The following is a 25487-nucleotide window of genomic DNA, read 5'->3' as shown; positions in this document are numbered from 1 at the left end:
TGGAGGTATGAATGCCTTCATTACGGAGCCGTTGATGTCTGATCCCCATTCCCCCGAACCATCCCCGATCCACTGGTTTGACGACCCTTCGCAGGTGCCTGCGGATGTGGCTGACTGGCTGATGGAAATGGGGTCCATGACCCGCCGGTTTGAAAAGCAGGGTGTTACCGTCACCGTGAAACCGCAAAATGAATGTTTTGTCAGTCGCGAAGAACTGGGTGAAAGCGAAGCACAGCAGTTGCCGGAAAGTGCCCGTTACTGGATCCGAGAAATCGTGCTGTTTGGCGATGCCGAACCCTGGCTGCTGGGGCGCACGGTCATTCCTGAAGAAACGCTGACCGGGCCGGATCTGGCGCTGGTCGATTTAGGCACGGTGCCGCTGGGGCGCTATCTGTTTAGCGGGAACAACTTGTCCCGCGATTACATTCATTTAGGCCAGTTACACAGTGAGCAGGGAGAATTATGGGCGCGCCGTTCCCGCCTGCGTTTGTCTGACAAGCCGCTGCTGCTGACCGAAATTTTCCTCCCGGATTCGCCGGTTCACCGCCCTGAGGGCAAAGTGAGCAAGGCATGAGTCACACTAATCAACAAGGAGAACAGAGAGTGTCAGGAAGTATGACGCAGGGCACATGGCGTGATTACTGTCGCCTGATGCGCATTGATAAGCCGATTGGCTCACTGCTGCTGTTGTGGCCAACGTTATGGGCATTGTGGGTCGCGGGGGGGGGAATGCCGTCTGCGAAGATTTTGCTGGTCTTCGTGCTGGGCGTGTTCTTCATGCGTGCCGCCGGTTGCGTGGTGAATGACTACGCTGACCGTAAGTTTGATGGTCACGTTAAACGCACCGCTCACCGGCCATTGCCGAGCGGGGCGATCACCGGCAAGCAGGCGAAAATATTATTTGCCGGACTGGTGCTGGTGTCATTCCTGCTGGTTCTGTTGCTTAACCGCATGACCATTTGGCTGTCTCTCGCCGGACTGGCGCTGGCATGGATTTATCCGTTCATGAAGCGCGTCAGCCATCTGCCGCAGGTGGTTTTGGGCGCGGCGTTTGGCTGGGCAATTCCGATGGCGTATGCCGCTGTGAGCGAAAGTGTGCCGCTTAGCTGCTGGTTAATGTTCGTGGCAAATATCTGCTGGACGGTGGCTTACGATACGCAATACGCGATGGTCGATCGTGACGATGATTTGAAGATCGGCGTGAAATCGACAGCGATTCTGTTCGGACGTTTTGACACGCTGATTATCGGGCTGCTGCAACTGGCGACGTTAGTGCTGATGAGCATTGTCGGTCATCTTTCCCAGCTCAGCGCACCGTTTTACTGGTCGTTGCTGCTGGCTGCTGCGCTGTTTGTGCATCAGCAAAAGCTGATTGCTAAACGTGAACGTGATGCCTGTTTTCTGGCTTTCCGCCAGAACAATTATGTCGGGCTGGTGTTGTTCCTCGGTATTCTGATGAGCCTGTCAGGCTTCAATTTTTAAGTGAGTTAGCCTGCGCGACAACAATTAAAAAAACGCCCGGACTCTGTAAAAAGTCCGGGCGTTTTGTTTTTTTTAATCTGATGTCTGGCGCTAATACGGGTTAATGATCGGTATCGCGTACATCCATCTTCGGTTCAGCCGGTGGCTCCGTTGCTTGCGGCAGCTCAGAAGGCATTCCCGCACTCTCGATAGTTAGCTTGATATCCGGTGTCATCAGGTCGCTGAGCATGAGGTAAATCTCACGCGTTTGTTCCTGAATGGCATCGCCGGTGTCACTGATATAGCCTTCTGCGCGCAGTGTGCCGACCAGCGTCGAGAACACGGCTTTATCGAAGAATTCAGGGGCATTGATACCGTGCAGCACGGATAAACGCTGCGCCATAATCCGGCTCTCTTTTTCCAGTGCACCGCGGTTGATGCTTGGGTTATTGGTGAGCAGGGAGAAGGTAATCGCGTAACGTTGCAGCGTTTCACGTACGCCAGCCGCCAGCAACTGGAGGGTGCGGATACGGGCCGGATTAAGTGTCAGCTCATCATCTTCAAGGTGAATGATTTGCTGACGCGCCAGTTCCAGCGTCAGAACATCCAGCACTTGTGGCAGCTCAGGCGTATCGAAATGCATAAACAGTTCGGCTTTGAGCATCGGATAAATCAGTTCGACCTGATGCAGTAATTCCGCGCGGCTGACCTGGCGGTGGTGCATCACAATGCTTGAAATCAGTGATGGCAACACCAGCATATGATGGATGTTGTTGCGGTAATACGTCATCAGCACGGCCTGTTCGCGAGGCAGAACGATGATGTCGCCAATGTTGTCTTTCTCAACCTGGAACTTATTCATGTTCAGCGCGTGATCAAGTAACTGGTCAGCGGTCAGATCAGGCACCGTCGAATCCGCGTTGTAAGGCACGTTACGCAGCAATTGCAGATAACAGTCGATTTGCTCGGTCAGCTGTTCGCGTGTCAGTGAACGCTGACGGGAGGCCAGCAGCGCGGTACAACACAAGTTCATGGCATTGGCTGCCGCTGAATTGTTGATGCGCACCATGATCTGTTCTGCCAAATCCTGCACTGTCGGCGTCAGCCAGCTTGGACGTTGTGCTTCGATCGGGTCGATGGCTTCACGCCAGGTTGGCACGTTCTGGTTCAGGTAAGTGGTCAGATGCAGCGGCTCACCGAAGTTCACGTAACCCTGGCCGAGGTTACGCAGCTTGCGCAACCCGTTAAGCATTTGCGTCAGGCTTTCTTTCTCTTTGGTCGCACCGCGTAATTCTTTCGCGTACGTACCCACTTCCATAACGTGCTCATAACCGATGTAAATCGGTACCAGCGTAATCGGACGTGAACCGCCGCGCAGCATGGCCTGAATGGTCATGGCCAGCGTGCCCGTTTTCGGCTCCAGCAGACGCCCGGTTCGCGAACGCCCCCCTTCCACAAAGTATTCCACCGAATAACCGCGGCTGAACAGTTCGCCCAGATATTCACGGAAAACTGTCGAATAGAGCTTGTTGCCTTTAAAGGTTCGACGAATAAAGAACGCACCCAGACGGCGGAAAATCGGGCCAGCCGGCCAGAAATTCAGGTTGATACCGGCGGCAATATGCGGCGGTACCAGACCCTGATGATAGAGCACGTAAGACAGCAGCAGATAGTCCATGTGGCTGCGGTGGCAAGGCACATACACAATTTCCTGACCGTCCAGCGCTAACTGGCGTACACGCTCGGCATTATTAACGTTGATGCCTTTGTACAAACGGTTCCACGTCCAGCTCAGCACACGGTCAGAGAGGCGCACGGCTTCATAAGAGAAGTCAGCGGCAATCTCTTCCATCAGGGCGATGGCGTTTTGTTGGGCTTTTTCGTGGGAAATTTTCTTGCTGCGGGCTTCGTCTTCAATCGCTTTCTCAATGGCTTTTGAGGCCAGCAATTTATTGAATAAATCCTGACGTGCCGGAAGACGCGGACCAACCGCAGCCAGACGCTGACGGGAGAAATGCATCCGCGCCACACGTGCCAGTTTTTGAGCAATCGTCTTATCTGTGCCGTGTTCCGTCGCCATATAACGCAGGGAAACGGTATTGGAGAAACGGACGAAACTGTCCCGCCCCAGCCACAGCACTGCGAAAAATTTCTGGATACCGTTCAGCACGCGCAGATGCGGCGTGTCGTCCTGACCTTCACGGCCCGGTGCACGACCAAACATTACCGACACCGGCAACATCTGAATGTCTAAATCCGGATTATTGCGGTGCAAATCAAGGTAGTCGTGGAACAGCTTTACGGATTCCTGCTTCGGCGTGTAATAAGAGAATACGCGCGGGCCTTCGGCTATAAAGACATGGCTTGGTAGCAGGGTGCCGTCAATTTCCAGCGGAATAAGAGGATCAGGCAGATTCTGCGCCAGACATTGCGCACGCAACGTCAGCAAATCGGCTTTGGAATTATAAGGTAATACGTACAAAATCGGCCGCGTCGGGTCTAAATGCAACTCGGTAACCGGATCTGAAGGTATGACCTTGCTCTTTACCAGCAATGAGAGTGGTAAATTCAATAATGTGTAATAAAGTCTACGCCAACCTGACATAAAAACGTGAAGCCTCTTGTTAGCAATTTCGCCGCAAGGATACCAGAAAGATCCGTGGAGATCTGTGGTCATATAAAAGCTAAAATGCTGCAAACACTCTAAGGATCAGTACCCCAAATGGCGAACCAAGTCACCGGATTTACCCGAATTTATAAAGCGGCCGGCTATTCCTGGAAAGGATTCAAAGCGGCATGGCAAAACGAAGCGGCATTTCGCCAGGAGGCCAGCGTCGCTATCCCGTTAATTTTGCTATCTTTCTGGCTTGATGTCAGCACCATTGAACGTATCCTGCTGGTGGGATCCGTCGTGCTGGTCTGTGTCACGGAATTGCTCAACAGCGCGGTGGAATGTGCAATAGACCGCATCGGGCCTGAGTTTCATGTGCTTTCTGGTCGCGCAAAAGATATCGGCTCTGCTGCCGTACTTCTGACCATCATATTGGCGATTTTTGTCTGGGTCAGCATCTTTTGGTCGCGATGGTTCTGATTTGGAATCTGCATTCCAGGAATCAACGTTATGCCCTGTTTTTATTCAATCTTAGGTTTTCATTGACCGTTTAGCTGTATATACTCACAGCAAGACTGTATAAACAACCAGGGGGCGGAATGAAAGCTTTAACGACCAGACAACAAGAGGTCTACGACCTTATTCGCGATCATATCTCCACCACCGGTATGCCACCAACCCGCGCAGAGATTGCATCACGTCTGGGGTTCCGTTCTCCCAATGCGGCGGAAGAGCATCTTAAAGCGCTGGCGCGTAAAGGTGTTATTGAGATTGTTTCCGGTGCATCACGCGGCATTCGTCTGCTGATGGAAGAAGAAGAAGGTTTACCGCTGATTGGCCGCGTTGCCGCCGGTGAACCGCTGCTGGCGCAGCAACATATCGAAGGGCACTATCAGATCGATCCGGCAATGTTTAAGCCGAGCGCCGATTTCCTGCTGCGTGTCAGCGGTATGTCGATGCGTGATATTGGTATCCTTGACGGCGATCTGCTGGCCGTGCATAAAACGCAAGACGTGCGTAATGGTCAGGTTGTGGTGGCCCGTATCGATGATGAGGTCACTGTGAAACGCCTGAAAAAACAAGGCAGTGTGGTGCAGTTATTGCCAGAGAACAGCGAGTTTCAGCCGATCGTGGTGGATTTGCGCGAGCAGAATTTCAGCATTGAAGGCTTAGCCGTAGGTGTTATCCGCAACGGCGACTGGATCTGACCTTCGTACTTCGAGCTATCTCTGCGTTGGCTGCCTTCGCGAACCCCGGTCACATACTTGTGTATGCTCCCGGCGTTCGCTTAGTTGCCGCCTTGATATAACGCGAATTACTCGGTCAGATATGACTAAGTCAGAAATTGCTGTGTCAGATAGACAAGACTAAAACTAATTGAATATGGATGGCGGCCGCCTCTGGCATCCATGTGAATTCAAAGAGAAATGCGTTTCTCTCATCATCGCCCCTTTCGGGGCGATGTCATTTACAGGCATAACCTGAACCTCCGGCATGAGATTCTCTATGCAACATCATTCCCTGCGACACACACTCAAAAACACCTTTTTAAGCCCTGCCGATAAAGCGCTCTGGATGCTGGCATTGCCGATGATTTTTTCCAATATCACGGTGCCGCTCCTCGGCCTGGTGGATACCGCAGTGATCGGTCATCTCGACAGCCCGGATTATCTCGGCGGCGTGGCTGTGGGTTCGATGATCACCACTTTCCTTTTTATGCTCTTACTGTTTCTGCGGATGAGTACCACCGGCATGACCGCTCAGGCGCTGGGCGCGAAAGATAATCAGCTTCTGGCGCGTGCTTTTGTACAACCCTTCCTTCTGGCTGTGCTGGCGGGCGTCATTATTGTGGTATTCCGTCATCCGCTGATGGAGCTGGCGTTTCACATTGTCGGCGGCAGTCAGCCCGTGCTTGAACAGGCGAGGCTGTTTATCGAAATCCGCTGGTTCAGCGCCCCGGCTTCACTGGCGAATCTGGTGATCCTCGGGTGGCTGCTCGGCATTCAGTACGTTCGCGGGCCGGTGATTTTGCTGATTGCCGGGAATTTGCTGAATATCATTCTGGATCTGTGGCTGGTGATCGGGCTGGGCTGGAACGTGCGTGGCGCAGCCATGGCGACGGCAAGCTCCGAGTATTTCACGCTACTCATCGGGCTGTATTTCGTCTGGCGGGTGATGAAACGACGCGGTATCACCGGCGCAGAAATCACCTCCGCGTGGCGTGGTAATTTGCGCCGTCTTCTCGGGCTTAACCGCGACATCATGCTGCGCTCATTACTGTTGCAGCTTTGCTTTGCATCGCTAACCGTTCTGGGCGCGCGGCTGGGCAGCCACATTGTGGCGGTCAACGCCGTGTTGATGAACCTGCTGACATTTACCGCGTTTGCACTTGACGGTTTTGCTTATGCTATCGAAGCGCATTCCGGTGAGGCATTCGGTGCCCGCAACCGCGAAAAACTGCTGAATGTCTGGCATGCCGCGTGTCGTCAGGCCGGGCTGGTTGCGTTGTTTTTTGCTCTGATTTACGCGCTGGCGGGTGGGGCGATCATTGATGCGCTGACATCATTACCGGAATTGCGTGAGCTGGCGGACCGATATCTTGGCTGGCAAATTATACTGCCGCTGGTGGCTGTCTGGTGCTATTTGCTTGATGGCATGTTTATCGGCGCAACGCGTGGGCGGGATATGCGAAACAGCATGCTGGTGGCGGCGCTGGGGTTCGGGCTGACATTGTTCACTTTACCGCTGCTGGGCAATCATGCGTTGTGGCTGGCGCTGACGGTATTCCTCGGGTTACGCGGGATTTCACTGGGCTGGATATGGCGTCGTTACTGGCGGCATGACACATGGTTTTCGTCTCCGTCGCACTGATTTTTCAGCTATTTTCAAAGAAATAAGCGCAGCTTTGTCGTTATTTCATGCTTTAGATTAATCCTAATAGTGGTTTTTATCCCTGTTTAGGGAGGATTAATCGAGATTCTCTACTAACCTTTAAAGTGTTAAGGACGAGCTGCAAGACGAAATGCAGTTCATAAAACCCAAGGTAACAGGAGATATTTTATGAATAAGGACCAAGCCGACGGTAACTGGAAGCAGTTCAAAGGGAAAGTGAAAGAACAATGGGGCAAACTGACTGATGACGACCTGACAGTGGTTGAAGGTAAACGTGATCAGTTAGTCGGTAAAATTCAGGAGCGTTACGGCTATCAAAAAGATCAGGCCGAGAAAGAGCTCAATGAATGGGAAACCAAAAACAAATATCACTGGTAAGACGCGACTCCCCCTCGCGTGCCAGTGACGTATCCTGAGATTTAGCTGCTCCTACCCGGAACGCTTCAGGATACGGGTACACGGATGTACCCAACCTCTTCTCTGTACAAAACATCCCCCCTCTTACGAGTCACCTTCAAAACCTTAAAACCCGATTATTCAGCGTTTTTTCACCACAATACTGTGGTCGTGATCGCAATGGTCATGGCTGTCGCAGGTTTCTACTACTTTGCATTCTGCACATAAGCCATGCGCTTCAACGACGGAATGGCGAAGCTCAAATCCGGATTCTAATGACAGTTTTGCCAGACGCTCTTCAATGCCGTCGGTGGTTTTTTCGGTAACTAACCCGCAGCGGTCGCAGATAAACAGCGCAGAAGTATGACTTGGCTCTTCAAAATGATGGCAGAGAACATAGCTGTTTGCGGATTCAACACGGTGAATAAATCCCTGTTCCAGCAGAAAATCCAGCGCCCGGTAAACGGTCGGTGGTTTCGCCTGAGGTTCGCTTACGCGCAATAGATCCAGCAAGTCATAGGCGCTGATCGCACCGGGTTGTTGCGTCATCAGGCGCAGTACTTCCAGCCGCTGCGGCGTCAGGCGAACATTGCGCTGCTGGCAAAGTTCTTCAGCTTGTGAAAGTAATTTTTCCGGATTATTCAGGGTCATAGCAACGGTCTCTGAGCGCAGATTGGAATGAATAGGCCACATCATGCGACCACCGATGATTTTATCATGCTTGCACCAAAACGACGAATTATGCGCCATTCAGATGTGATGCAACGTCGGCATCCGCCTGCTCAGCGGCACAAGATGCCGAATCTTTGTTCTGTGGTATAATCAGCGATTACCTTCCCTCTGGCGCGAAGCCGGGGGGAGCGTCACGAACCCCTTCAGCGAATGTCAGGCCGATGTCAGAAACTCAACACGTAATGCCCCAGACCACTCCCTTTTCCGCCCAGCGTTTTTCCGTTGCGCCGATGCTTGACTGGACCGATCGCCACTGCCGCCATTTTCACCGGCTGATGACCGGCCAGACGTTGCTGTATACCGAAATGGTCACGACCGGCGCCATTATTCACGGCAAAGGGGATTATCTCGGGTTTGGCGATGCAGAACATCCGGTGTCTTTGCAGCTTGGTGGCAGCAATCCGGCTGATCTGGCGCATTGCGCAAAACTGGCGGAAGAACGTGGTTATGACGAAATTAACCTCAACGTCGGTTGCCCGTCAGATCGCGTGCAGAACGGCATGTTTGGTGCCTGTCTGATGGGTCAGGCGTCGCTGGTGGCTGACTGCATCAAAGCCATGCGCGACGTAGTCTCAATTCCGGTCACGGTTAAAACCCGAATCGGTATTGACGATCAGGACAGCTACGAATTTCTGTGTGATTTCATCCGTCAGGTTTCAGAAAACGGCGGTTGCGATACCTTCATTATTCATGCGCGTAAAGCCTGGCTTTCGGGCCTCAGTCCGAAAGAAAATCGTGAAATTCCGCCGCTGGATTACCCGCGCGTATATCAGCTTAAGCGTGTTTTTCCGCACCTGACCATGGCAATTAACGGCGGTATCAAAACCCTCGAAGAAGCCAAAATGCACCTGCAATATATGGATGGCGTGATGGTGGGGCGTGAGGCTTACCAGAATCCGGGCCTGTTGCTGAATGTGGATCGCGAGCTGTTCGGCTCTGATGCGCCGCTGAAAACCGGGCCGGATATTATCCGCGCGCTGTATCCGTATATCGAAGCGGAGCTGAGCAAAGGTACTTACCTCGGTCACATCACCCGCCATATTCTTGGTCTGTTCCAGGGTGTGCCGGGCGCGCGTCAGTTCCGTCGTCATCTGAGTGAGAATGCGCATAAAGCCGGCGCGGGCATCGATGTGGTCGAACAGGCGTTGCAGATGGTTGCTCAGCCGCAGGAAGTGGTGGCACAGGCATAAAAACAGGGTGAGTAAAATCACTATCTGTTAGTCAAATTTACTATCTTTTCGCAGGCCATTCGTGCCTGCGAATTATTTTTTCCTTATCATTCAATCAATTATTTATCCCATCACACTGGCATGTTTCTTGTAATGGTTAATGCGTGTTTGGACGCTACGTCTTATCGCACATGGCTTATTAAGGAGCACCCGATGCTGGAAATTCTCTTCGTGCTTGGTTTTTTCTTTATGCTGATGCTGACCGGCATTTCTTTACTGGGTATGGTTGCGGCGCTGGTCGTGGCATTTGCTCTGATGATGTTGGGTGGGTTTTTGGCGATTGTTGTAAAAATGTTGCCGTGGCTGCTTTTGGCCGTGCTTGCGGTCTGGATTTACCGGACATTTTTCCGGCCTGATGAGCCAAAATACCGTCGCCGTCGCTTGCCGTAATAACAGCTTCACTTTATCGGTTTCCGTAACTGCATGAAATGATGGGGATTGCTGACCGTATTCTGAGCGCAAAAAAATGTAACCGTTGCAGTGATAACTTTTGCTTATGTGCTAGCGATCACAAGCTAGATCAGAATGTGCGGTCAAAATGCATAAATCATATTTTTTAACATGGGTGACTGTTAGGATGGAATTCATTGGCAGCCAGCAGGCTGTAAACCGAATTCATCAAGTCCGCTGAGGCACACAATAGTCGCTTAAGTGACATCGCCCTGTGGATTTACCCGGCAGTACCCTACAGCAGTACCCGTCTGAAATCAGAGGTCGTCTGAGTCAGGCAGTAAAAAAGGCTTTCACAACTGTGAAAGCCTTTTTTGCATTGGTTCAGGGAAACTTTTATGGGATGAGCAGACTTGAACCCTGTGTCACGCGGCTTTCCAGCGTTTCATGCGCGCGTTTTGCCTCGGACAGTGGGAATTTCTGCGCGTCACTGACATCCACTTTTATCGCGCCACTGGCGATCATTGAGAACAGCTCGCTGCTCGCCTCCAGCAGTTCTTCACGGTTAGTCACGTAGCCATTCAGGGAAGGGCGCGTCACAAACAGCGAACCTTTTTGATTGAGTATCGCCAGATCCACACCTTTTACCGGGCCGGACGCATTGCCGAAACTGACCAGCAAACCGCGACGTTTCAGGCTGTTTAACGATTTTTCAAAGGTATCTTTGCCGACGGAATCGTAAACCACACCGACTTTTTCGCCGTTCGTCAGTTCCGCCACGCGGGTCGCGATATCTTCTTTCTGGTAGTTAATGGTTTCCCATGCACCGGCCTGTCTGGCGCGTTCGGCTTTTTCATCAGAGCCCACGGTGCCAATCAGTTTTACGCCCAGCGCTTTCGCCCACTGGCAGGCAATCAGGCCTACGCCACCGGCTGCGGCATGGAAAAGAATGGTTTCACCGGACTGTACTTCATGGGTTTTGCGCAGTAAATAATAAACTGTCAGCCCTTTAAGGAAGGAGGCTGCGGCCTGTTCAAAGCTGATCGCGTCCGGCAAAAGGGCGATTTTTTCCTGTGGTACGTTATGGAATTCGCTGTAAGCACCGGGCGCGGATTGTGCGTAAACCACACGATCGCCAGGTTTGATGGCCGTTACGCCACTACCGACTTTACTGACTATGCCCGCCGCTTCCGTGCCTAAACCCGCCGGAAAACTGGCTGGTGCGTACAGACCGCTGCGCACATAAGTATCGATATAGTTGATACCGATGGCTTTATTCTCGACCTGGACTTCGTCTGCCCGCGGATCTTGTGGCTGATAATCAACGTATTGCAGAACGTCCGGGGTGCCTGTTTCAGAAAACTGGATGCGCTTTGCCATGTTTTTTCCTCGTGATGGAGTCTGATTTCAACCCTAGGCTAAATGTCAGGGACAATCCAGATTTTCGGCACTAAGGGTTAATACCCTTTTGAAATGGTTTATACTGTCGCGCGAGTCAGGCTCCGATTTTTGGAAACCCGACGCTCATAAAACAGGCGCTTAGAGCAGGAAATAATCCACAGATGGCAGCAAAAAAACCGACCAATCAACAGAACGAAAACCGCGATCGCCAGATGGAAGGGTTGAAACTTCCGCCGCATTCGCTGGAAGCTGAACAATCCGTTCTGGGCGGGCTGATGCTGGATAACGAACGCTGGGATAATGTGGCCGAACGGGTGGTCAGCAATGACTTCTTCAGCCGCCCGCACCGCCTGATTTTTACCGAAATGCAGCGTTTGCTGGAAATGAGCAAACCAATCGACCTGATCACGCTTTCCGAATCGCTGGAACAGAAAGGCGATCTGGATTCCGTCGGCGGTTTTGCGTATCTGGCAGAGCTCTCTAAAAACACCCCCAGTGCGGCGAACATCGGCGCTTACGCTGACATTGTGCGCGAACGTGCTGTTGTCCGGGAAATGATCTCCGTCGCCAATGAAATTGCCGACGCGGGCTATGATCCGCAAGGTCGCAGCAGCGAAGACCTGCTGGACTTAGCCGAATCCCGCGTATTCCAGATTGCCGAAAGCCGCGCCAGTAAAGACGAAGGTCCAAAAAGTATCGACCGTATTCTGGAAAGCACGGTCTCCCGTATCGAAGAGCTGTTCCAGCGCCCGCATGACGGCGTAACCGGCGTTTCAACCGGCTATGCTGACCTCGACAAGAAAACCGCAGGCTTGCAAAAATCCGACCTGATCATTGTGGCGGCGCGTCCGTCGATGGGTAAAACCACTTTTGCGATGAACCTCGCAGAAAATGCCGCGATGATGCAGGATAAACCGGTCTTAATCTTCAGCCTTGAGATGCCCGGCGACCAGATCATGATGCGTATGCTGGCGTCGCTTTCGCGCGTCGACCAGACCAAAATCCGTACCGGCCAGCTCGATGATGAAGACTGGGCACGTATTTCCAGCACCATGGGCATTCTGCTCGAAAAGCGGAACATGTATATCGATGACTCGTCCGGCCTGACGCCAACCGAAGTCCGTTCGCGCGCCCGACGCATCTTCCGTGAGCACGGCGGTCTGAGCCTGATCATGATCGACTACCTCCAGCTGATGCGCGTTCCGGCGCTGTCCGATAACCGTACGCTGGAAATCGCCGAAATCTCCCGCTCGCTCAAAGCGCTGGCGAAAGAATTGCAGGTACCGGTGGTGGCGCTGTCGCAGCTGAACCGAAGCCTGGAGCAACGTGCGGATAAACGCCCGGTCAACTCCGACTTACGTGAATCCGGCTCCATCGAGCAGGACGCCGACTTAATCATGTTCATCTATCGTGATGAGGTTTATCACGATAACAGTGAAGAAAAAGGCATCGCGCAAATCATCCTCGGTAAACAACGTAACGGCCCGATCGGTACCGTCCGCCTGACCTTTAACGGTCAGTGGTCGCGATTTGATAACTATGGCGGCCCGCAATACGACGAGGATTAACTTCCCGGGTTTTGAATTTATCCCTCCCCTTTCACAAGGGGAGGCTAGGTGGGGTTTGGTTCTCAGCCTTGCTATCAGAAACTCTCAAATTCATGCAAAGGACTCAAAATGAAAGCGGCTACGGCTGTCATTGATCGCCGCGCTCTGCGACACAATCTGCAACGGGTGCGTCATCTGGCGCCACAAAGTCGTCTGGTTGCGGTAGTGAAAGCAAACGCTTATGGGCACGGTCTGCTGGAGACGGTGCATAGTTTGCAGGATGCCGATTATTACGGCGTTTCCCGGCTTAGCGAAGCGCTGATGCTGCGTAAAGCCGGTGTGGTAAAACCCATCCTCCTGCTCGAAGGTTTTTTCTCCGCCAGCGAATTACCGTTGCTGATTGAACATCAGCTTGATACCGCTGTTCACAGCCTCGAACAGCTTGATGCGCTGGAAAGTGCTGACCTCGCGCGTCCGCTGAATGTCTGGCTGAAAATCGATACCGGTATGCACCGTTTGGGCGTTCATCCGGCACAGGCCTATGCATTTTATCAGCGTCTGAGTGCCTGCAAAAACGTGGTTCAGCCGGTCAATATGATGAGCCATTTCTGCCGCGCGGACGAACCGGAAAGCGACGCCACACCGAAACAGCTGAACTGTTTTAATGAATTTGCCGAAGGCAAGCCGGGACAAAAATCTATTGCGGCTTCCGGCGGTATTTTGTTGTGGCCGGAATCGCATATGAACCTGGTTCGCCCCGGCATTATTTTGTACGGCGTATCGCCGATGGAAACCGGTACGGCCAGCGATTTCGGGTTGCAACCGGCAATGACACTGACTTCCAGCCTGATCGCCGTGCGTGAACATATTGCCGGTGAGCCGGTCGGTTATGGCAGTACCTGGGTCAGCAACCGTGATACCCGCCTGGGCGTGGTGGCGATGGGGTATGGCGACGGTTATCCGCGCAGTGCGCCGAACGGCACGCCGGTTTTGGTCAATGGTCGGGAAGTGCCGGTTGCCGGGCGTGTGTCGATGGATATGATCACTGTCGATTTAGGGCCAGATGCGACCGATAAGGTCGGCGATGAAGTGATTTTCTGGGGCGGGAAATTACCGGTTGAGCGCATTGCGCTGGCAACCGGTATCAGTGCTTATGAGCTGATTACCCAGCTCAGCGAGCGCGTCGCCCGCGTTTATATTGGCGACTAAATCTTACTTTTTCACGGCCAGCCACTGGCTGACGATCTTCTGATATTCACCAGTGGCTTTGCTCAGGTGCAGCCACTGGTCGACATACATCTTCCAGCTCACGTCATCACGCGGCAGCATGTAAGCCTTTTCGCCATATTGCAGCGGCTTCTTCGGGTTTACCGCACAGAGTTTCGGGTAATGTTTCTGCTGAAACAGCGCTTCCGAAGCATCCGTAATCATTACATCCGCTTTCTTATCCACCAGTTTCTGGAAGATGGTCACGTTATCGCTCAGGGTCAGCGTGCCTTTTGGCAGATGGCTGTGTACGAAGGCTTCATTGGTACCGCCTGCCGGTTCAATCAGGCGCACGGAGGCACGGTTTAACTGCTCAACCGTCTGGTACTGACGCACATTTTCGCAGCGCACCAGGGGGATTTTGCCGTCCTGATCCAGTACGTTGGCAAACCAGGCTTTTTGCTGGCGTTTCAGCGTGACCGAAATCCCGCCCATCGCGATATCACAATGCCCTGCGCTCATTTCGTCCGGCAGAGATTTCCAGGTGACCGGTACCCAGTTCACTTTCACATCCAGACTCGCCGCCAGCGATTCCGCCATTGCAATATCAATGCCTTCATACTCACCGTTTTCTTTCAAGAATGTATACGGTTTATAGTCGCCGGTGGTGCAGACATTCAGCGAGCCTTTCTGTAATACGCGTTCAAGGCGTGAAGATGCCGGCTCTGCTATTGCGAGACCGGGCAAAACTGACAGCAAAACGAGAGAGTAGAATACTTTTTTCATTATTTTTTCCTTGCGTTTAAATCATGCGCAAGTATAAGAAAAAACGGCCGAAAAGTATTTATAACTGGTTATAGTGGGAATGTTTTTTGCAATAAGAATCCACATATAAAAATTAAAGCGACAGGAACACTGCCATGTACAGCATTGATGATTACGATCTGAAAATTCTGACCTTATTACAAACCAACGGAAGACTGACTAACCAGGAACTAAGCGAGCTGGTCGGACTGTCAGCATCACAGTGTTCACGCCGCCGGATTGGTCTGGAACAGGCACAACTCATTCTCGGCTATCATGCCCGTCTGGCACCGGAAGCCCTCGACTTAGGCATGATTGGTCTGATTGAAGTCAGGCTTATCAATCATTTGCCCGCACAGGTCGATGCATTTCACAGCATGCTGGGCGAAGTCGATTCCATTATTGATGCCTATAAAACCACTGGCGATGCGGATTATTTGCTGAAAGTTGCGGTGAAAGATTTAGCCGGTTTAAGCATGTTGATCAGCCAAATTCTGTCAGTCCATAAAAGTGTCGCCCACGTAAAAACATCGGTAGTGCTTAACCGTTTAAAAGAAAACGGCTTATTGACGCTGAGCTGAGAAAAATAAGGGCGTATTTCAGGTGCACTGTTTGGGTGATTTATTTTGGTGCAGACTCACTTTAATGGTGCAATATTTTGAATTAATATGCGTGATCTGTGCATGTAAAGAATAATTAACGCGTCATAAAATCTTATTTTCGATTTTTAATGCAAATTCTATGCGTGAATATTGCCTTAACTCTCCATCTCATTAATTATCTCAAAATCAGTCTTTAGTATTATTATTTTGAGGTACAGGGAATTATGGCAAGTGTAGACGACATCAAACAGCCGGTTGAGCAGCCACGCATCGGGCACACGCTGGTTGAAGATGCGCTGGCGATCATTATCGGTACGCTGATGGTCTCTTTTGGTGTGGTGATGTTGCGTCAGGTCGGCGCACTGACCGGCGGCACGGCGGGAATGGCGTTTCTGGCGCATTACGTAACGCAGGTATCGTTCGGTACGGCCTTTTTTATCATCAACTTACCTTTTTATTACCTCTCTTTTCGTCGCATGGGTTTGCAGTTCACACTGAAAACTTTTGCTGCTGTCGCGCTGGTTTCCGTGTTTTCTGATTTGCATCCGCTGTTTGTTCATTTCGATCATCTTCAGCCGTTTTACGCCACGCTGTTTGCCAATGTGATTATGGGCATCGGCTTCATTGTGCTGTTCCGCCACAAAGCCAGTCTGGGCGGCGTGAACATTCTGGCGCTGTTCCTGCAGGACAAATACGGCATCCGCGCCGGTAAACTGCAAATGGGTGTGGACTGCTGCATCGTGCTGGCATCGCTGTTTGTGGTCAGCCTTGAAATGCTGATTGCTTCGGTGCTGGGCGCGGTGATCGTCAACCTGATCATTGCGATGAATCACCGTCCGGGGCGCTACAGCGTCTGACGAAATGGATAAAAAAATGGCGCAGGGGGCTGCGCCATTTTTATGAATGAACCGGCAAGTGTTACGCGCCGAAACCGCCGTCAATCGTCAGATTTGCGCCGGTGATATACCCCGCTTCAGGGCCGGAAAGATAGGCCACAAAGCTGGCGATTTCGCTGTCTTTGCCGTAGCGGTTGAGTGCCATAAATGAACGCATGCCGTCAGCCATTTCGCCGTCGGCCGGATTCATATCGGTATCGACCGGGCCGGGTTGTACGTTGTTCACGGTAATGCCGCGCGGGCCCAAATCCCGTGCCAGGCCTTTGGTCAGGCCGACGATGGCGGATTTGCTCATGGCGTACACCGCGCCTCCCTGGAACGGCATACGGTCGGCGTTGACGCTGCCGATGGTGATGATGCGGCCGCCGTCAGGCATGTGACGCGCCGCCTGCTGGCTGGCGACAAACACGCTTCGTACATTAATGGCGATGGTACGGTCGAAATCATCCATCGTCAGCACATCGATTTCGCCGAACGCCAGCACACCGGCGTTATTCACCAGAATATCGATTTTACCGAACGTTTTCGCCGCGTTGTCGATTGCAGTACGGACGCTGCTTTCATCGGCGCTGTCGGCTTTTATCGCCAGCGCTTTGCCGCCGCTGGCTTCAATGGTTTTCACCAGCGCCTGCGCTTTTTCTTCAGAAGAAACGTAGGTGAAGGCCACGCTGGCACCTTCGCGGGCCAGACGCTGAACGATAGCGGCACCGATGCCGCGTGAACCGCCCTGAACGAAAGCGGCTTTACCTTGCAGTGAGTGTTGAGTTGTCATTGGTTTGCTCCGGGAAGAATGAGATGTCCATTTGATCGTAGTTGATGTGAGCGGATCAGCATCTCAGGCGAACGGACGGTTTGATACGCAATGAGTGCCCGAAAATCGACAACATAGTTGTCATCTTTTTTAACGAACTTTGATAGTCTGTGAAACAGTTGCGATGCGCCGGGTTGCCGGATGTGGATCGCAGCGCCACTTAACCAAACCAAGGAGATGTATACCGTGTTCCAACATGTCGATGCCTATGCCGGTGACCCGATTTTGTCGCTGATGGAAAGCTTCAAGACCGATCCGAGACAAGATAAGGTAAACCTGAGCATCGGTCTTTATTACGACGAGCAGGGTATTATTCCGCAACTGGCGGCAGTGGAAAATGCAGAGCAACAACTGAACGCCGGGCCACAGGCCGCGTCAGTCTATCTGCCAATGGAAGGTCTGCCCGCATACCGCGCAGGCATTCAGGAATTGCTGTTTGGTGCCGATCATCCGGCGCTGAAACAACAGCGTATTGCGACCATTCAGACCGTCGGCGGTTCCGGCGCACTGAAAGTCGGTGCTGATTTCCTGAAGTTTTATTTCCCGAATTCAGAAGTTTACGTGAGCGACCCGACCTGGGAAAACCACGTGGCTATCTTTGCAGGCGCAGGCTTCAAAGTGCATACCTATCCATACTTTGACCCGGAGACGCTGGGGGTAAATTTCCCGGCGATGATTGACCGCCTGAAAACCTTGCCAGCGCAAAGCATTGTGTTGCTGCACCCTTGCTGCCACAACCCGACCGGTTCTGACCTGACGCCAGCGCAGTGGGATCAGGTGATTGAAATCACCAAACAGCGTGAGCTGATCCCGTTCCTCGACATCGCTTATCAGGGCTTTGGCGCGGGCATTGACGATGACGCTTACGCCATCCGGGCGATGGCTGCGGCAGGTGTGAACTGCTTCGTCAGCAACTCCTTCTCAAAAATCTTCTCCCTGTACGGCGAACGCGTCGGTGGTCTGTCTGTGGTCTGTGAAGACAGCGATGCGGCGGGACGTGTACTGGGGCAACTGAAAGCCACCGTGCGCCGTAACTACTCCAGCCCGCCAAGCTTCGGCGCAAAAGTAGTGGCGAAAGTCCTGAGCGACAGCGCGCTGAATGCCCAGTGGAAAGCCGAAGTCGAGAAAATGCGTACCCGTATTCTCGAAATGCGCCACACGCTGGTCGACAGTCTGAAAACCGCCTTGCCGGGCCGTAATTTTGACTACCTGCTGCAACAGCGCGGGATGTTCAGCTACACCGGTTTCAGCGAAGCGCAGGTTGTCCGTCTGCGTGAAGAATTTGGCGTTTACCTGATACTCAGCGGCCGCGTCTGCATGGCCGGTCTGAATCACCACAATGTGAAGCAAGTGGCTGAGGCTTTCGCCGCGGTTCAGTAAATCCCTGTCATACTTCGGGCTGCGTGAGCTTACCGCCTTCCCGCAACCCGAATTATTTAGGGGATAAGATGTTGATTAAGGCCGACAGAAATGTCGGCCTTTTTTATTCCGCGGTACTGACTTTTATCACTTCGACCTGATGGTTTTTCAGCACCTTGAGCAATCCGGCGGGCGGAAGTTCGTCGGTGAACAGCGCCGTGGCCTGTGAGACATTGCCGATTTCGACCGCCGCTGAGGCATGATATTTGGTGTGGTCAGCAGCCAGCAGGATATGGCGTGAATGCGCCATCATGGTTTTCACCACGCTGGCCTCGTTGACATCGAATTCCAGCAGGGCACCGTCGCTTTCAATTGCGCCGACGCTGGTCACCAGATAGTCGGCACGAAATCCGGCGACAAAAGCCGTGGCCGCCGGGCCGATAATGCCACCATTATGCGGGCGCAGCGTGCCGCCAGGCACCATCACCTCAAAGCGCGGGTTCTTATACAAAATATGCGCGACGCGCAGACAATTGGTGATAATCCGCAACCGGTTATGATTGAGCAGTGAATGCGCGACCTGCTCGACTGTGGTGCCAATGGTGATAAACACCGTTGAGCCGTCGGGGATGTAATCGGCGATGGCTTCCGCAATGGCTTTTTTCTCTTCCGTCCAGGAAATCTCGCGCTGCTCAAAGGCAGTATTGACCACACTTGAGGCCCGCCCCGCGCCACCGTGATGGCGCGTGATCAGCCCCTTATCGCTGAGTTTGCGGATATCGCGGCGGGCGGTTTGGGTCGAGACATCCAGTAACGCCGCCAGTTCTTCAATGTTCATGTAACCACGCTCGGCAATCAATGCGAGCAGTTGATCGTGGCGCGGATTACCGGTCAGTTCAGTAAGACTCATGGATACATCCTTTAAAATGAGCGTCTGAGTCGTATTCTATACAGAAAGTGACAAAAAAGACCGGGCCTGATCACAGTCAGGTATCCCCGCACGGCCACCCGGCCGGGTACATTTCAGTGCAGCAACACCGCTGGCAAAGCGCACGGCTTCGGCGGGCGACGCTCCCTGAGCCAGACTGACCGCCAGTGCGCCGTGAAAAACATCCCCTGCGCCGGTGGTGTCCACTACGTTGACGGCAAAACCCGGCTGATGATGCAGACGGTCATTTTCCAGCCAGAGACAACCTTGCCCGCCCTGCGTGACATACACATGACCATTTGTGAGCGTTTTGGCGTCAACTAACGCAGCACCGGCGTCCGTTTTTCCGGTCAGCCGTTGCAAACCGGGTGCGGAAAAGGCGCTGTGGTCGCTTAACGCCACCAGTTCGGCGATATCCTGTGGCGTCACATCGGCATCCAGCACGGTGAGCACACCGGCCTGGCGCGCCAGGGTAAACGCCTGCTTCGCGCCGTCATGCCAGCGCACATCAGCCAGCACCACATCCCACTGGGAAAAGTCGATGGCTTGTAACCACGTGGCGGAAACGGGTAAATCCGGGCTGGGATAATTGATGATGATCCGCTCACCTTTGTTGTCCACCAGAATGGCGGATTGCGAAGAACGGGCCTGCTCAACGCGACGGACATAGCGGGTATTTACCCCCAGGGATTCCAGCTCCGCGAGCAGCCGGTTGCCGGTATCGTCATCGCCCACGCGACCAATAAAGTCCACCTGTGCGCCCAGTCTGGCCGCCGCCACCGCAGCCGTGGCCGCCGGACCGCCACCCACTTCATGATATTTTTCAGCGACATACTTCCCTCCTTCCGCAGGCAGTTCTTCAACGTAATAGATCCGGTCCATCACGGTAATTCCGACACAGGCGATACGAATCATGGCTATTCCTTAAGCGTGTTTTGATGGGGTTATTTTAATTTAGCGAATTGTTAAAAAAGTGATGGCTGTCAATTTTTTGACCTTAAATTACAAATACGATCAAAAAACGACAAACACAGACACCGCTGATTATCAAAAAGTGACATGCCTGATCAGCACAAAGGAGAGACGGATGGCAAACGTGGCATTTATTGGTCTGGGGCAAATGGGCGCTCCGATGGCGGCCAATCTGATTAAACAGGGACACCGGTTAGCGGTGTTCGACCTCAACCCGCAGACGGTTAACTCACTGATACGGCAGGGGGCAACGGGCAGCAAGAGCGCGGCAGAAGCGGCGGCGGGCGCAGAATTTGTCATTACTATGCTGCCCAACGGCGATCTGGTAAGTGAGGTTTTATTTGGCCGTGATGGTATTTGCGAAACCCTGAGCCCGTCCGCGCTGGTTATTGATATGTCGACTATCCATCCGTTACAGACCGACAAGCTGATTGCGCAGATGCATGAAAAAGGTTTCAGCATGATGGATGTGCCGGTGGGCAGAACCTCTGATCACGCAGTGGCCGGTACCTTACTGCTACTGGCAGGCGGCACGGCAGAACAGGTTGAGCGCGCGAGGCCAGTGTTGATGGCGATGGGCTCGGAGCTGATTAATGCGGGCGGGCCGGGCAAAGGCATCCGCGTCAAGCTGATCAATAACTACATGAGTATCGCCCTGAATGCGCTCTCCGCCGAAGCCGCCGTGCTGTGCGAAGCGCTGGATCTCTCTTTTGATGTGGCGCTGCAGGTAATGAGCGGCACCCCGGCCGGAAAAGGTCACTTCACCACCTCATGGCCGAACAAAGTGCTGAAAGGCGATTTGTCACCGGCCTTCATGATTGACCTCGCCCATAAAGACCTCGGTATCGCGCTGGACGTCGCTAATCAGTTGCATGTGCCGATGCCGCTCGGTGCGGCTTCCCGCGAAGTGTACAACCAGGCGCGTGCCGCCGGGCGCGGGCGTCAGGACTGGACCGCCATTCTTGAGCAGGTGCGCACCAGCGCCGGTCTGGCTCAGAAAACACATCCGTAACGCATTAACCAAGGAAAGTTAAATGACTCATTACAGCCTTAACGATATCACCCGTCCTTCCGGCGGCTTCGCCATGCTGGCGGTCGATCAGCGGGAAGCGATGCGCTTAATGTTCGCGGCAGCCGGCGCGAAAGCCCCGGTCGCCGATCAGGTGCTGACTGATTTTAAAGTCAATGCCGCGCGGATTTTATCGCCGTACGCCTCCGCGATTCTGGTCGATCAGCAGTTCTGTTACCGCCAGATTGTTGAGCAACAGGCCATCGCGAAAAGCTGCGCCATGATTGTCGCGGCAGACGAATTTATTCCGGGCAACGGCATTCCGGTGGACAGCGTGGTGATCGATAAAAGTGTGGATCCGCAACAGGTCCGGGAAAACGGCGGTAAGGCGCTGAAATTACTGGTGCTGTGGCGCAGCGATGAAGATCCGCAGCAACGTCTGGCGATGGTGAAAGCCTTCAATCAACGCTGCCATGCACACGGGCTGCTGAGCATTATCGAGCCGGTGGTCAGGCCGCCGCGCCGTGGCGATAAATTTGACCGCGAACAGGCGATTATCGATGCCGCAAAAGAACTCGGCGACAGCGGCGCTGATCTTTATAAAGTCGAAATGCCACTCAGCGGACGCGGTACGCAGGCTGAACTGCTACGTGCATCGCAACACCTCAATGAACATATTCATATGCCGTGGGTGATCCTCTCCTCCGGCGTTGATGAAAAACTCTTCCCGCGCGCGGTCAGCGTCGCCATGACGGCGGGCGCGTCCGGTTTCCTCGCAGGCCGTGCGGTCTGGTCATCCGTGGTCGGTTTACCTGATACCGAACTCATGCTCAGGGATGTTTCCGCGCCGAAATTACAACGTCTGGGCGACATTGTGGACGAGATGATGGCGCGCCGCCGCTAACGAAAGGAGTGGAAAATGAAATGGTTTAACACGTTGAGCCACCATCGCTGGCTTGAGCAGGAAACCGACCGGATCTTCGATTTTGGCAAAAATGCCGCTGTGGCCACCGGCTTTGGCTGGCTGGGCAATAACGGCCAGGTCCGGGCAGAGATGGGCACCCATTTGTGGATCACTGCCCGCATGCTGCACGTCTATTCCGTTGCCGCAGGCATGGGGCGTCCCGGTGCGTATGCGCTGGTGGATCACGGCATTCGTGCCCTCAATGGCGCGCTGGCGGATAAACAATACGGCGGCTGGTACGCCTGCGTAAATGATGAAGGCGTGGTGGATGCCTCGAAACAAGGTTATCAGCATTTCTTTGTTTTGCTGGGCGCCGCCAGCGCGGTCACCACCGGCCATCCTGAGGCCAGAGCGTTACTCGATCAGGCCATCGGCGTGATCGAAAAGTATTTCTGGAGTGAAGACGAACAGATGTGTCTCGAGTCGTGGGATGAAGCGTTCAGCGAAACCGAAGCCTATCGCGGCGGCAATGCGAATATGCACGCTGTCGAAGCTTTCCTGATTGTTTATGACGTCACGCACGAACGCAAATGGCTGGATCGCGCATTGAGAATTGCCTCGGTCATTATTCATGACGTCGCCCGGCCCGGCGAGTATCGCGTTAATGAACATTTCGATACGCACTGGAACCCGATCCGCGATTACAACAAAGATAATCCGGCGCACCGTTTCCGCGCTTACGGCGGCACGCCGGGGCATTGGATCGAATGGGGACGGCTGATGCTGCATCTGCATGCCGCGCTGGAAGCCCGTTTTGAAACGCCACCAGCCTGGTTGCTGGAAGATGCCAAAGGGCTGTTCCACGCCACCCTCCGCGATGCCTGGGCGCCGGATGGCGCAGACGGTTTTGTTTATTCCGTTGACTGGGACGGGAAACCCATCGTGCGTGAACGCGTGCGCTGGCCGGTTGTTGAGGCAATGGGCACCGCGTATGCACTGCACTGCGTGACCGGTGAGGCGCAATACGAAACCTGGTATCAGACCTGGTGGGATTACTGCGTGAAATACCTGATGGACTACGAAAATGGTTCGTGGTGGCAGGAGCTGGACACTGACAACAACGTCACCACCAAAGTCTGGGACGGCAAACAGGATATTTATCATCTGCTGCACTGCCTGGTGATCCCGCGTCTGCCGCTGGCACCTGGGCTGGCGCCTGCCGTGGCTGCGGGTCTGCTGGACGTTAATGCAAAATAAAAATCACGGAGACCATCATGAGTACCCTACAAAATAAAAATACTCAGATTGAATTTATCGCCGGTAATAACGAATTTTCGCTGATTTATCAGCAGCGTCTGATTTTACGTCATACCGCGCAAGCGCCTTGTTTGTGGATTGGCGGCGGCGAAGCGGATATCGATATGTTTCGCGGTAATTTCAGTATTAAAGATCGTCTGAATGAAAAGGTCGCCCTGACAGACGTTAAGATCACTGCGCAACCCGCGGGATGGCACTTACATTTCAGCCGTGGCGATACGCTCAGCGCCACGCTGGTTATCACCACCGATGATAACGGGCGTTTACAGCTCAACCTGCAAAATGATAACCGCGCACATAACCGCATCTGGCTTCGGCTGGCGGCGCAACCGCAAGATCATATTTACGGCTGCGGTGAACAATTCTCTTACTTTGATTTGCGCGGCAAACCTTTCCCGCTGTGGACCAGCGAGCAGGGCGTCGGGCGCAACAAACAAACCTATGTGACCTGGCAGGCCGACTGCAAAGAGAACGCAGGCGGCGACTATTACTGGACGTTCTTCCCCCAGCCGACCTTTGTCAGCACGCAGAAGGTTTACTGCCATGTTGAAAACAGCGGTTATATGAATTTCGATTTCAGCGCGCCGGACTACCACGAACTGGCCTTCTGGGAAGATAGCGCCACGCTGCGTTTTGAATGCGCCGACGACTATATCAGCCTGCTGGAAAAACTCACTGCGCTGTTGGGCCGCCAGCCGGAATTACCGGACTGGGTATACGACGGCGTGACGCTGGGTATTCAGGGCGGCACGGAAGTCTGCCAGCAGAAACTCGACGTGATGCGCGAAGGCGGCGTGAAGGTCAACGGCATCTGGGCGCAGGACTGGTCCGGTATCCGCATGACCTCATTCGGCAAACGCGTGATGTGGAACTGGAAGTGGAACAGTGAGCTGTATCCGCAACTCGACCAGCGTATTCCTCAGTGGAAAGAAGAGGGCGTGCAGTTCCTTTCTTACATCAATCCGTATGTCGCCAGCGATCGGGATTTGTGTGCCGAAGCCTCAAAAAAAGGCTATCTGACCAAAGATGCCACGGGGGGCGATTATCACGTCGAGTTCGGCGAGTTTTACGCAGGCGTGGTCGATCTGACCAATCCTGCTGCCTATGACTGGTTCAAAAACGTCATCAAAAAGAACCTGATTGAACTGGGATGTGGCGGCTGGATGGCGGATTTCGGTGAATATCTGCCAACCGATACCTTCCTGCACAACGGCGTCAGTGCGGAAATCATGCATAACGCCTGGCCCGCACTGTGGGCGAAATGTAACTACGAAGCCTTGCAGGAAACCGGCAAGCTCGGCGAGGTGCTGTTCTTTATGCGCGCCGGTTACACCGGCAGCCAGAAATATTCGACGATGATGTGGGCGGGTGATCAGAACGTTGACTGGAGCCTGGACGACGGGCTGGCCTCGGTGATCCCGGCGGCTTTGTCGCTGGCAATGAGCGGCCACGGTCTGCATCACAGCGATATTGGCGGTTACACCACGCTGTTCGAGATGAAACGCAGCAAAGAACTGCTGCTGCGCTGGTGCGATTTCAGCGCCTTCACCCCGATGATGCGCACTCACGAAGGCAACCGTCCGGGCGACAACTGGCAGTTTGACGGCGACGCGGAAACCATTGCGCATTTCGCCCGCATGACCGGCGTGTTCACTCATCTCAAACCGTATATCCGGCAGGCCGTGCAACAAAACAGTCAGCGCGGTTTACCGGTGATGCGTCCGTTGTTCCTGCATTACGAAGACGATGCCCGCACGTATGCCCTGAAATATCAGTACCTGTTTGGCCGCGATCTGCTGGTGGCACCGGTGCATGAAGAAGGGCGCAGCGACTGGTCGCTGTATCTGCCGCAGGATACGTGGATCAACGCCTGGACCGGGGAAACGCATCACGGCGGCGATATTACGGTGGCCGCGCCGTTAGGACAGCCGCCGGTCTTTTATCGTGCAGACAGCGAGTGGGCAGCGCTGTTCGGTGCATTACGTCACCTCTGATAAGGCTTGCCCGCCGGGGGGAATAC

Annotated in this window: 24 protein-coding genes; 17 read left to right on the top strand and 7 right to left on the bottom strand. The window is 53.5% G+C overall.

Features of this window, described 5'->3' with window-relative positions:
- Positions 1–34: 34 nt before the first annotated feature.
- Together ubiC and ubiA are read left to right on the top strand one after the other, a co-directional pair.
- Positions 35–574: a chorismate lyase gene (ubiC, locus tag AACU55_RS24505; protein ID WP_013577374.1), complete on the top strand. Its 540-nt coding sequence runs from the start codon at positions 35–37 to the stop codon at positions 572–574.
- A 41-nt stretch (positions 575–615) separates the two neighbouring features.
- A complete protein-coding gene (gene ubiA, locus AACU55_RS24500; protein ID WP_134706322.1) occupies positions 616–1482 on the top strand; it encodes a 4-hydroxybenzoate octaprenyltransferase in 867 nt (288 codons plus the stop codon).
- Positions 1483–1582: 100 nt separating this feature from the next.
- Here the strand turns inward: ubiA and plsB are convergent, their stop codons facing one another.
- Positions 1583–4066, bottom strand: coding sequence for a glycerol-3-phosphate 1-O-acyltransferase PlsB (gene plsB / locus AACU55_RS24495; protein ID WP_013577372.1), 2484 nt, complete (start codon positions 4064–4066; stop codon positions 1583–1585).
- A gap of 117 nt (positions 4067–4183) precedes the next feature.
- Here plsB and AACU55_RS24490 point away from each other — a divergent pair, with 117 nt between their 5' ends.
- The 4 genes from AACU55_RS24490 (at position 4184) to AACU55_RS24475 (ending at position 7342) form a co-directional block, all read left to right on the top strand.
- Positions 4184–4552, top strand: coding sequence for a diacylglycerol kinase (locus AACU55_RS24490; protein WP_013577371.1), 369 nt, complete (start codon positions 4184–4186; stop codon positions 4550–4552).
- 119 nt (positions 4553–4671) lie between these two features.
- Positions 4672–5280 (top strand): transcriptional repressor LexA, encoded by a 609-nt coding sequence (lexA, locus tag AACU55_RS24485; RefSeq protein WP_013577370.1) that lies wholly within the window; start codon positions 4672–4674, stop codon positions 5278–5280.
- 298 nt (positions 5281–5578) lie between these two features.
- Positions 5579–6943, top strand: a complete 1365-nt coding sequence (gene dinF, locus AACU55_RS24480) for an MATE family efflux transporter DinF (RefSeq protein WP_134706301.1) — start codon at positions 5579–5581, stop codon at positions 6941–6943.
- A gap of 189 nt (positions 6944–7132) precedes the next feature.
- A complete protein-coding gene (locus AACU55_RS24475) occupies positions 7133–7342 on the top strand; it encodes a CsbD family protein (protein WP_013577368.1) in 210 nt (69 codons plus the stop codon).
- A gap of 159 nt (positions 7343–7501) precedes the next feature.
- On the opposite strand, the gene zur is transcribed toward AACU55_RS24475, so the two are convergent.
- Positions 7502–8011 (bottom strand): zinc uptake transcriptional repressor Zur, encoded by a 510-nt coding sequence (gene zur, locus AACU55_RS24470; protein WP_037035116.1) that lies wholly within the window; start codon positions 8009–8011, stop codon positions 7502–7504.
- A gap of 263 nt (positions 8012–8274) precedes the next feature.
- Here zur and dusA point away from each other — a divergent pair, with 263 nt between their 5' ends.
- The gene (gene dusA, locus AACU55_RS24465; protein ID WP_134706300.1) at positions 8275–9282 is read left to right on the top strand and encodes a tRNA dihydrouridine(20/20a) synthase DusA; all 1008 of its coding nucleotides are present in this window, start codon (positions 8275–8277) and stop codon (positions 9280–9282) included.
- Between the two features lie 192 nt (positions 9283–9474).
- Positions 9475–9711: an envelope stress response protein PspG gene (gene pspG, locus AACU55_RS24460; RefSeq protein WP_013577365.1), complete on the top strand. Its 237-nt coding sequence runs from the start codon at positions 9475–9477 to the stop codon at positions 9709–9711.
- A 396-nt stretch (positions 9712–10107) separates the two neighbouring features.
- Here pspG and AACU55_RS24455 read toward each other — a convergent pair whose 3' ends face one another.
- Positions 10108–11091, bottom strand: a complete 984-nt coding sequence (locus AACU55_RS24455) for a quinone oxidoreductase (RefSeq protein ID WP_134706299.1) — start codon at positions 11089–11091, stop codon at positions 10108–10110.
- A gap of 182 nt (positions 11092–11273) precedes the next feature.
- On the opposite strand from AACU55_RS24455, the gene dnaB reads away from it, so the two are divergent.
- Both dnaB and alr read left to right on the top strand, forming a co-directional pair.
- Positions 11274–12680 (top strand): replicative DNA helicase, encoded by a 1407-nt coding sequence (gene dnaB / locus AACU55_RS24450; protein ID WP_013577363.1) that lies wholly within the window; start codon positions 11274–11276, stop codon positions 12678–12680.
- 108 nt (positions 12681–12788) lie between these two features.
- Complete coding sequence (gene alr / locus AACU55_RS24445) at positions 12789–13868, top strand: alanine racemase (RefSeq protein WP_134706298.1); 1080 nt, start codon at positions 12789–12791, stop codon at positions 13866–13868.
- Between the two features lie 3 nt (positions 13869–13871).
- Here the strand turns inward: alr and AACU55_RS24440 are convergent, their stop codons facing one another.
- Positions 13872–14651, bottom strand: a complete 780-nt coding sequence (locus AACU55_RS24440) for a transporter substrate-binding domain-containing protein (RefSeq protein ID WP_037034959.1) — start codon at positions 14649–14651, stop codon at positions 13872–13874.
- 134 nt (positions 14652–14785) lie between these two features.
- On the opposite strand from AACU55_RS24440, the gene AACU55_RS24435 reads away from it, so the two are divergent.
- Entirely contained in the window at positions 14786–15250 is a 465-nt protein-coding gene (locus AACU55_RS24435; protein ID WP_013577360.1) for an Lrp/AsnC family transcriptional regulator, read from the top strand.
- Between the two features lie 245 nt (positions 15251–15495).
- Positions 15496–16128, top strand: coding sequence for a YitT family protein (locus AACU55_RS24430; protein WP_013577359.1), 633 nt, complete (start codon positions 15496–15498; stop codon positions 16126–16128).
- 61 nt (positions 16129–16189) lie between these two features.
- On the opposite strand, the gene AACU55_RS24425 is transcribed toward AACU55_RS24430, so the two are convergent.
- Positions 16190–16939 carry a 3-oxoacyl-ACP reductase family protein gene (locus tag AACU55_RS24425; protein WP_037034960.1) on the bottom strand — a complete coding sequence of 250 codons (750 nt, stop codon included), beginning with the start codon at positions 16937–16939 and terminating at the stop codon, positions 16190–16192.
- Between the two features lie 225 nt (positions 16940–17164).
- On the opposite strand from AACU55_RS24425, the gene AACU55_RS24420 reads away from it, so the two are divergent.
- Positions 17165–18358, top strand: a complete 1194-nt coding sequence (locus AACU55_RS24420; protein WP_037035117.1) for an amino acid aminotransferase — start codon at positions 17165–17167, stop codon at positions 18356–18358.
- Positions 18359–18461: 103 nt separating this feature from the next.
- Here AACU55_RS24420 and AACU55_RS24415 read toward each other — a convergent pair whose 3' ends face one another.
- Both AACU55_RS24415 and AACU55_RS24410 read right to left on the bottom strand, forming a co-directional pair.
- Complete coding sequence (locus tag AACU55_RS24415) at positions 18462–19247, bottom strand: DeoR/GlpR family DNA-binding transcription regulator (RefSeq protein WP_134706297.1); 786 nt, start codon at positions 19245–19247, stop codon at positions 18462–18464.
- A gap of 36 nt (positions 19248–19283) precedes the next feature.
- A complete protein-coding gene (locus AACU55_RS24410) occupies positions 19284–20180 on the bottom strand; it encodes a sugar kinase (RefSeq protein WP_134706296.1) in 897 nt (298 codons plus the stop codon).
- A 172-nt stretch (positions 20181–20352) separates the two neighbouring features.
- On the opposite strand from AACU55_RS24410, the gene yihU reads away from it, so the two are divergent.
- Genes yihU through AACU55_RS24390 form a run of 4 tightly spaced genes read left to right on the top strand, consistent with a single transcriptional unit; the run spans position 20353 to position 25461 of the window.
- Positions 20353–21249, top strand: a complete 897-nt coding sequence (yihU, locus tag AACU55_RS24405) for a sulfolactaldehyde 3-reductase (protein ID WP_037034962.1) — start codon at positions 20353–20355, stop codon at positions 21247–21249.
- 22 nt (positions 21250–21271) lie between these two features.
- The gene (gene yihT / locus AACU55_RS24400; protein ID WP_134706295.1) at positions 21272–22150 is read left to right on the top strand and encodes a sulfofructosephosphate aldolase; all 879 of its coding nucleotides are present in this window, start codon (positions 21272–21274) and stop codon (positions 22148–22150) included.
- Positions 22151–22165: 15 nt separating this feature from the next.
- The gene (gene yihS / locus AACU55_RS24395; protein WP_134706294.1) at positions 22166–23407 is read left to right on the top strand and encodes a sulfoquinovose isomerase; all 1242 of its coding nucleotides are present in this window, start codon (positions 22166–22168) and stop codon (positions 23405–23407) included.
- A 17-nt stretch (positions 23408–23424) separates the two neighbouring features.
- Complete coding sequence (locus tag AACU55_RS24390; RefSeq protein WP_134706293.1) at positions 23425–25461, top strand: alpha-glucosidase; 2037 nt, start codon at positions 23425–23427, stop codon at positions 25459–25461.
- Positions 25462–25487 lie beyond the last annotated feature (26 nt).

It is taken from the genome of Rahnella sp. CJA17(1/100) (genome assembly GCF_963881615.1).
Lineage (GTDB): Bacteria > Pseudomonadota > Gammaproteobacteria > Enterobacterales > Enterobacteriaceae > Rahnella > Rahnella aceris.
Note: the sequence above shows the minus strand (reverse complement) of the source record. Positions and strands in the feature narration are given on the sequence as shown.

Coding starts and splice junctions, on each gene's coding strand:
- ubiC (WP_013577374.1), top strand. CDS start 35: ATGTCTGATCCCCATTCCCCCGAACCATCCCCGATCCACTGGTTTGAC.
- yihU (WP_037034962.1), top strand. CDS start 20,353: ATGGCAAACGTGGCATTTATTGGTCTGGGGCAAATGGGCGCTCCGATG.
- AACU55_RS24415 (WP_134706297.1), bottom strand. CDS start 19,247: ATGAGTCTTACTGAACTGACCGGTAATCCGCGCCACGATCAACTGCTC.
- AACU55_RS24455 (WP_134706299.1), bottom strand. CDS start 11,091: ATGGCAAAGCGCATCCAGTTTTCTGAAACAGGCACCCCGGACGTTCTG.
- AACU55_RS24435 (WP_013577360.1), top strand. CDS start 14,786: ATGTACAGCATTGATGATTACGATCTGAAAATTCTGACCTTATTACAA.
- pspG (WP_013577365.1), top strand. CDS start 9,475: ATGCTGGAAATTCTCTTCGTGCTTGGTTTTTTCTTTATGCTGATGCTG.
- plsB (WP_013577372.1), bottom strand. CDS start 4,066: ATGTCAGGTTGGCGTAGACTTTATTACACATTATTGAATTTACCACTC.
- AACU55_RS24390 (WP_134706293.1), top strand. CDS start 23,425: ATGAGTACCCTACAAAATAAAAATACTCAGATTGAATTTATCGCCGGT.
- dnaB (WP_013577363.1), top strand. CDS start 11,274: ATGGCAGCAAAAAAACCGACCAATCAACAGAACGAAAACCGCGATCGC.
- yihS (WP_134706294.1), top strand. CDS start 22,166: ATGAAATGGTTTAACACGTTGAGCCACCATCGCTGGCTTGAGCAGGAA.
- AACU55_RS24475 (WP_013577368.1), top strand. CDS start 7,133: ATGAATAAGGACCAAGCCGACGGTAACTGGAAGCAGTTCAAAGGGAAA.
- alr (WP_134706298.1), top strand. CDS start 12,789: ATGAAAGCGGCTACGGCTGTCATTGATCGCCGCGCTCTGCGACACAAT.
- AACU55_RS24490 (WP_013577371.1), top strand. CDS start 4,184: ATGGCGAACCAAGTCACCGGATTTACCCGAATTTATAAAGCGGCCGGC.
- AACU55_RS24425 (WP_037034960.1), bottom strand. CDS start 16,939: ATGACAACTCAACACTCACTGCAAGGTAAAGCCGCTTTCGTTCAGGGC.
- lexA (WP_013577370.1), top strand. CDS start 4,672: ATGAAAGCTTTAACGACCAGACAACAAGAGGTCTACGACCTTATTCGC.
- yihT (WP_134706295.1), top strand. CDS start 21,272: ATGACTCATTACAGCCTTAACGATATCACCCGTCCTTCCGGCGGCTTC.
- AACU55_RS24440 (WP_037034959.1), bottom strand. CDS start 14,651: ATGAAAAAAGTATTCTACTCTCTCGTTTTGCTGTCAGTTTTGCCCGGT.
- dinF (WP_134706301.1), top strand. CDS start 5,579: ATGCAACATCATTCCCTGCGACACACACTCAAAAACACCTTTTTAAGC.
- ubiA (WP_134706322.1), top strand. CDS start 616: ATGACGCAGGGCACATGGCGTGATTACTGTCGCCTGATGCGCATTGAT.
- AACU55_RS24430 (WP_013577359.1), top strand. CDS start 15,496: ATGGCAAGTGTAGACGACATCAAACAGCCGGTTGAGCAGCCACGCATC.
- zur (WP_037035116.1), bottom strand. CDS start 8,011: ATGACCCTGAATAATCCGGAAAAATTACTTTCACAAGCTGAAGAACTT.
- dusA (WP_134706300.1), top strand. CDS start 8,275: ATGCCCCAGACCACTCCCTTTTCCGCCCAGCGTTTTTCCGTTGCGCCG.
- AACU55_RS24410 (WP_134706296.1), bottom strand. CDS start 20,180: ATGATTCGTATCGCCTGTGTCGGAATTACCGTGATGGACCGGATCTAT.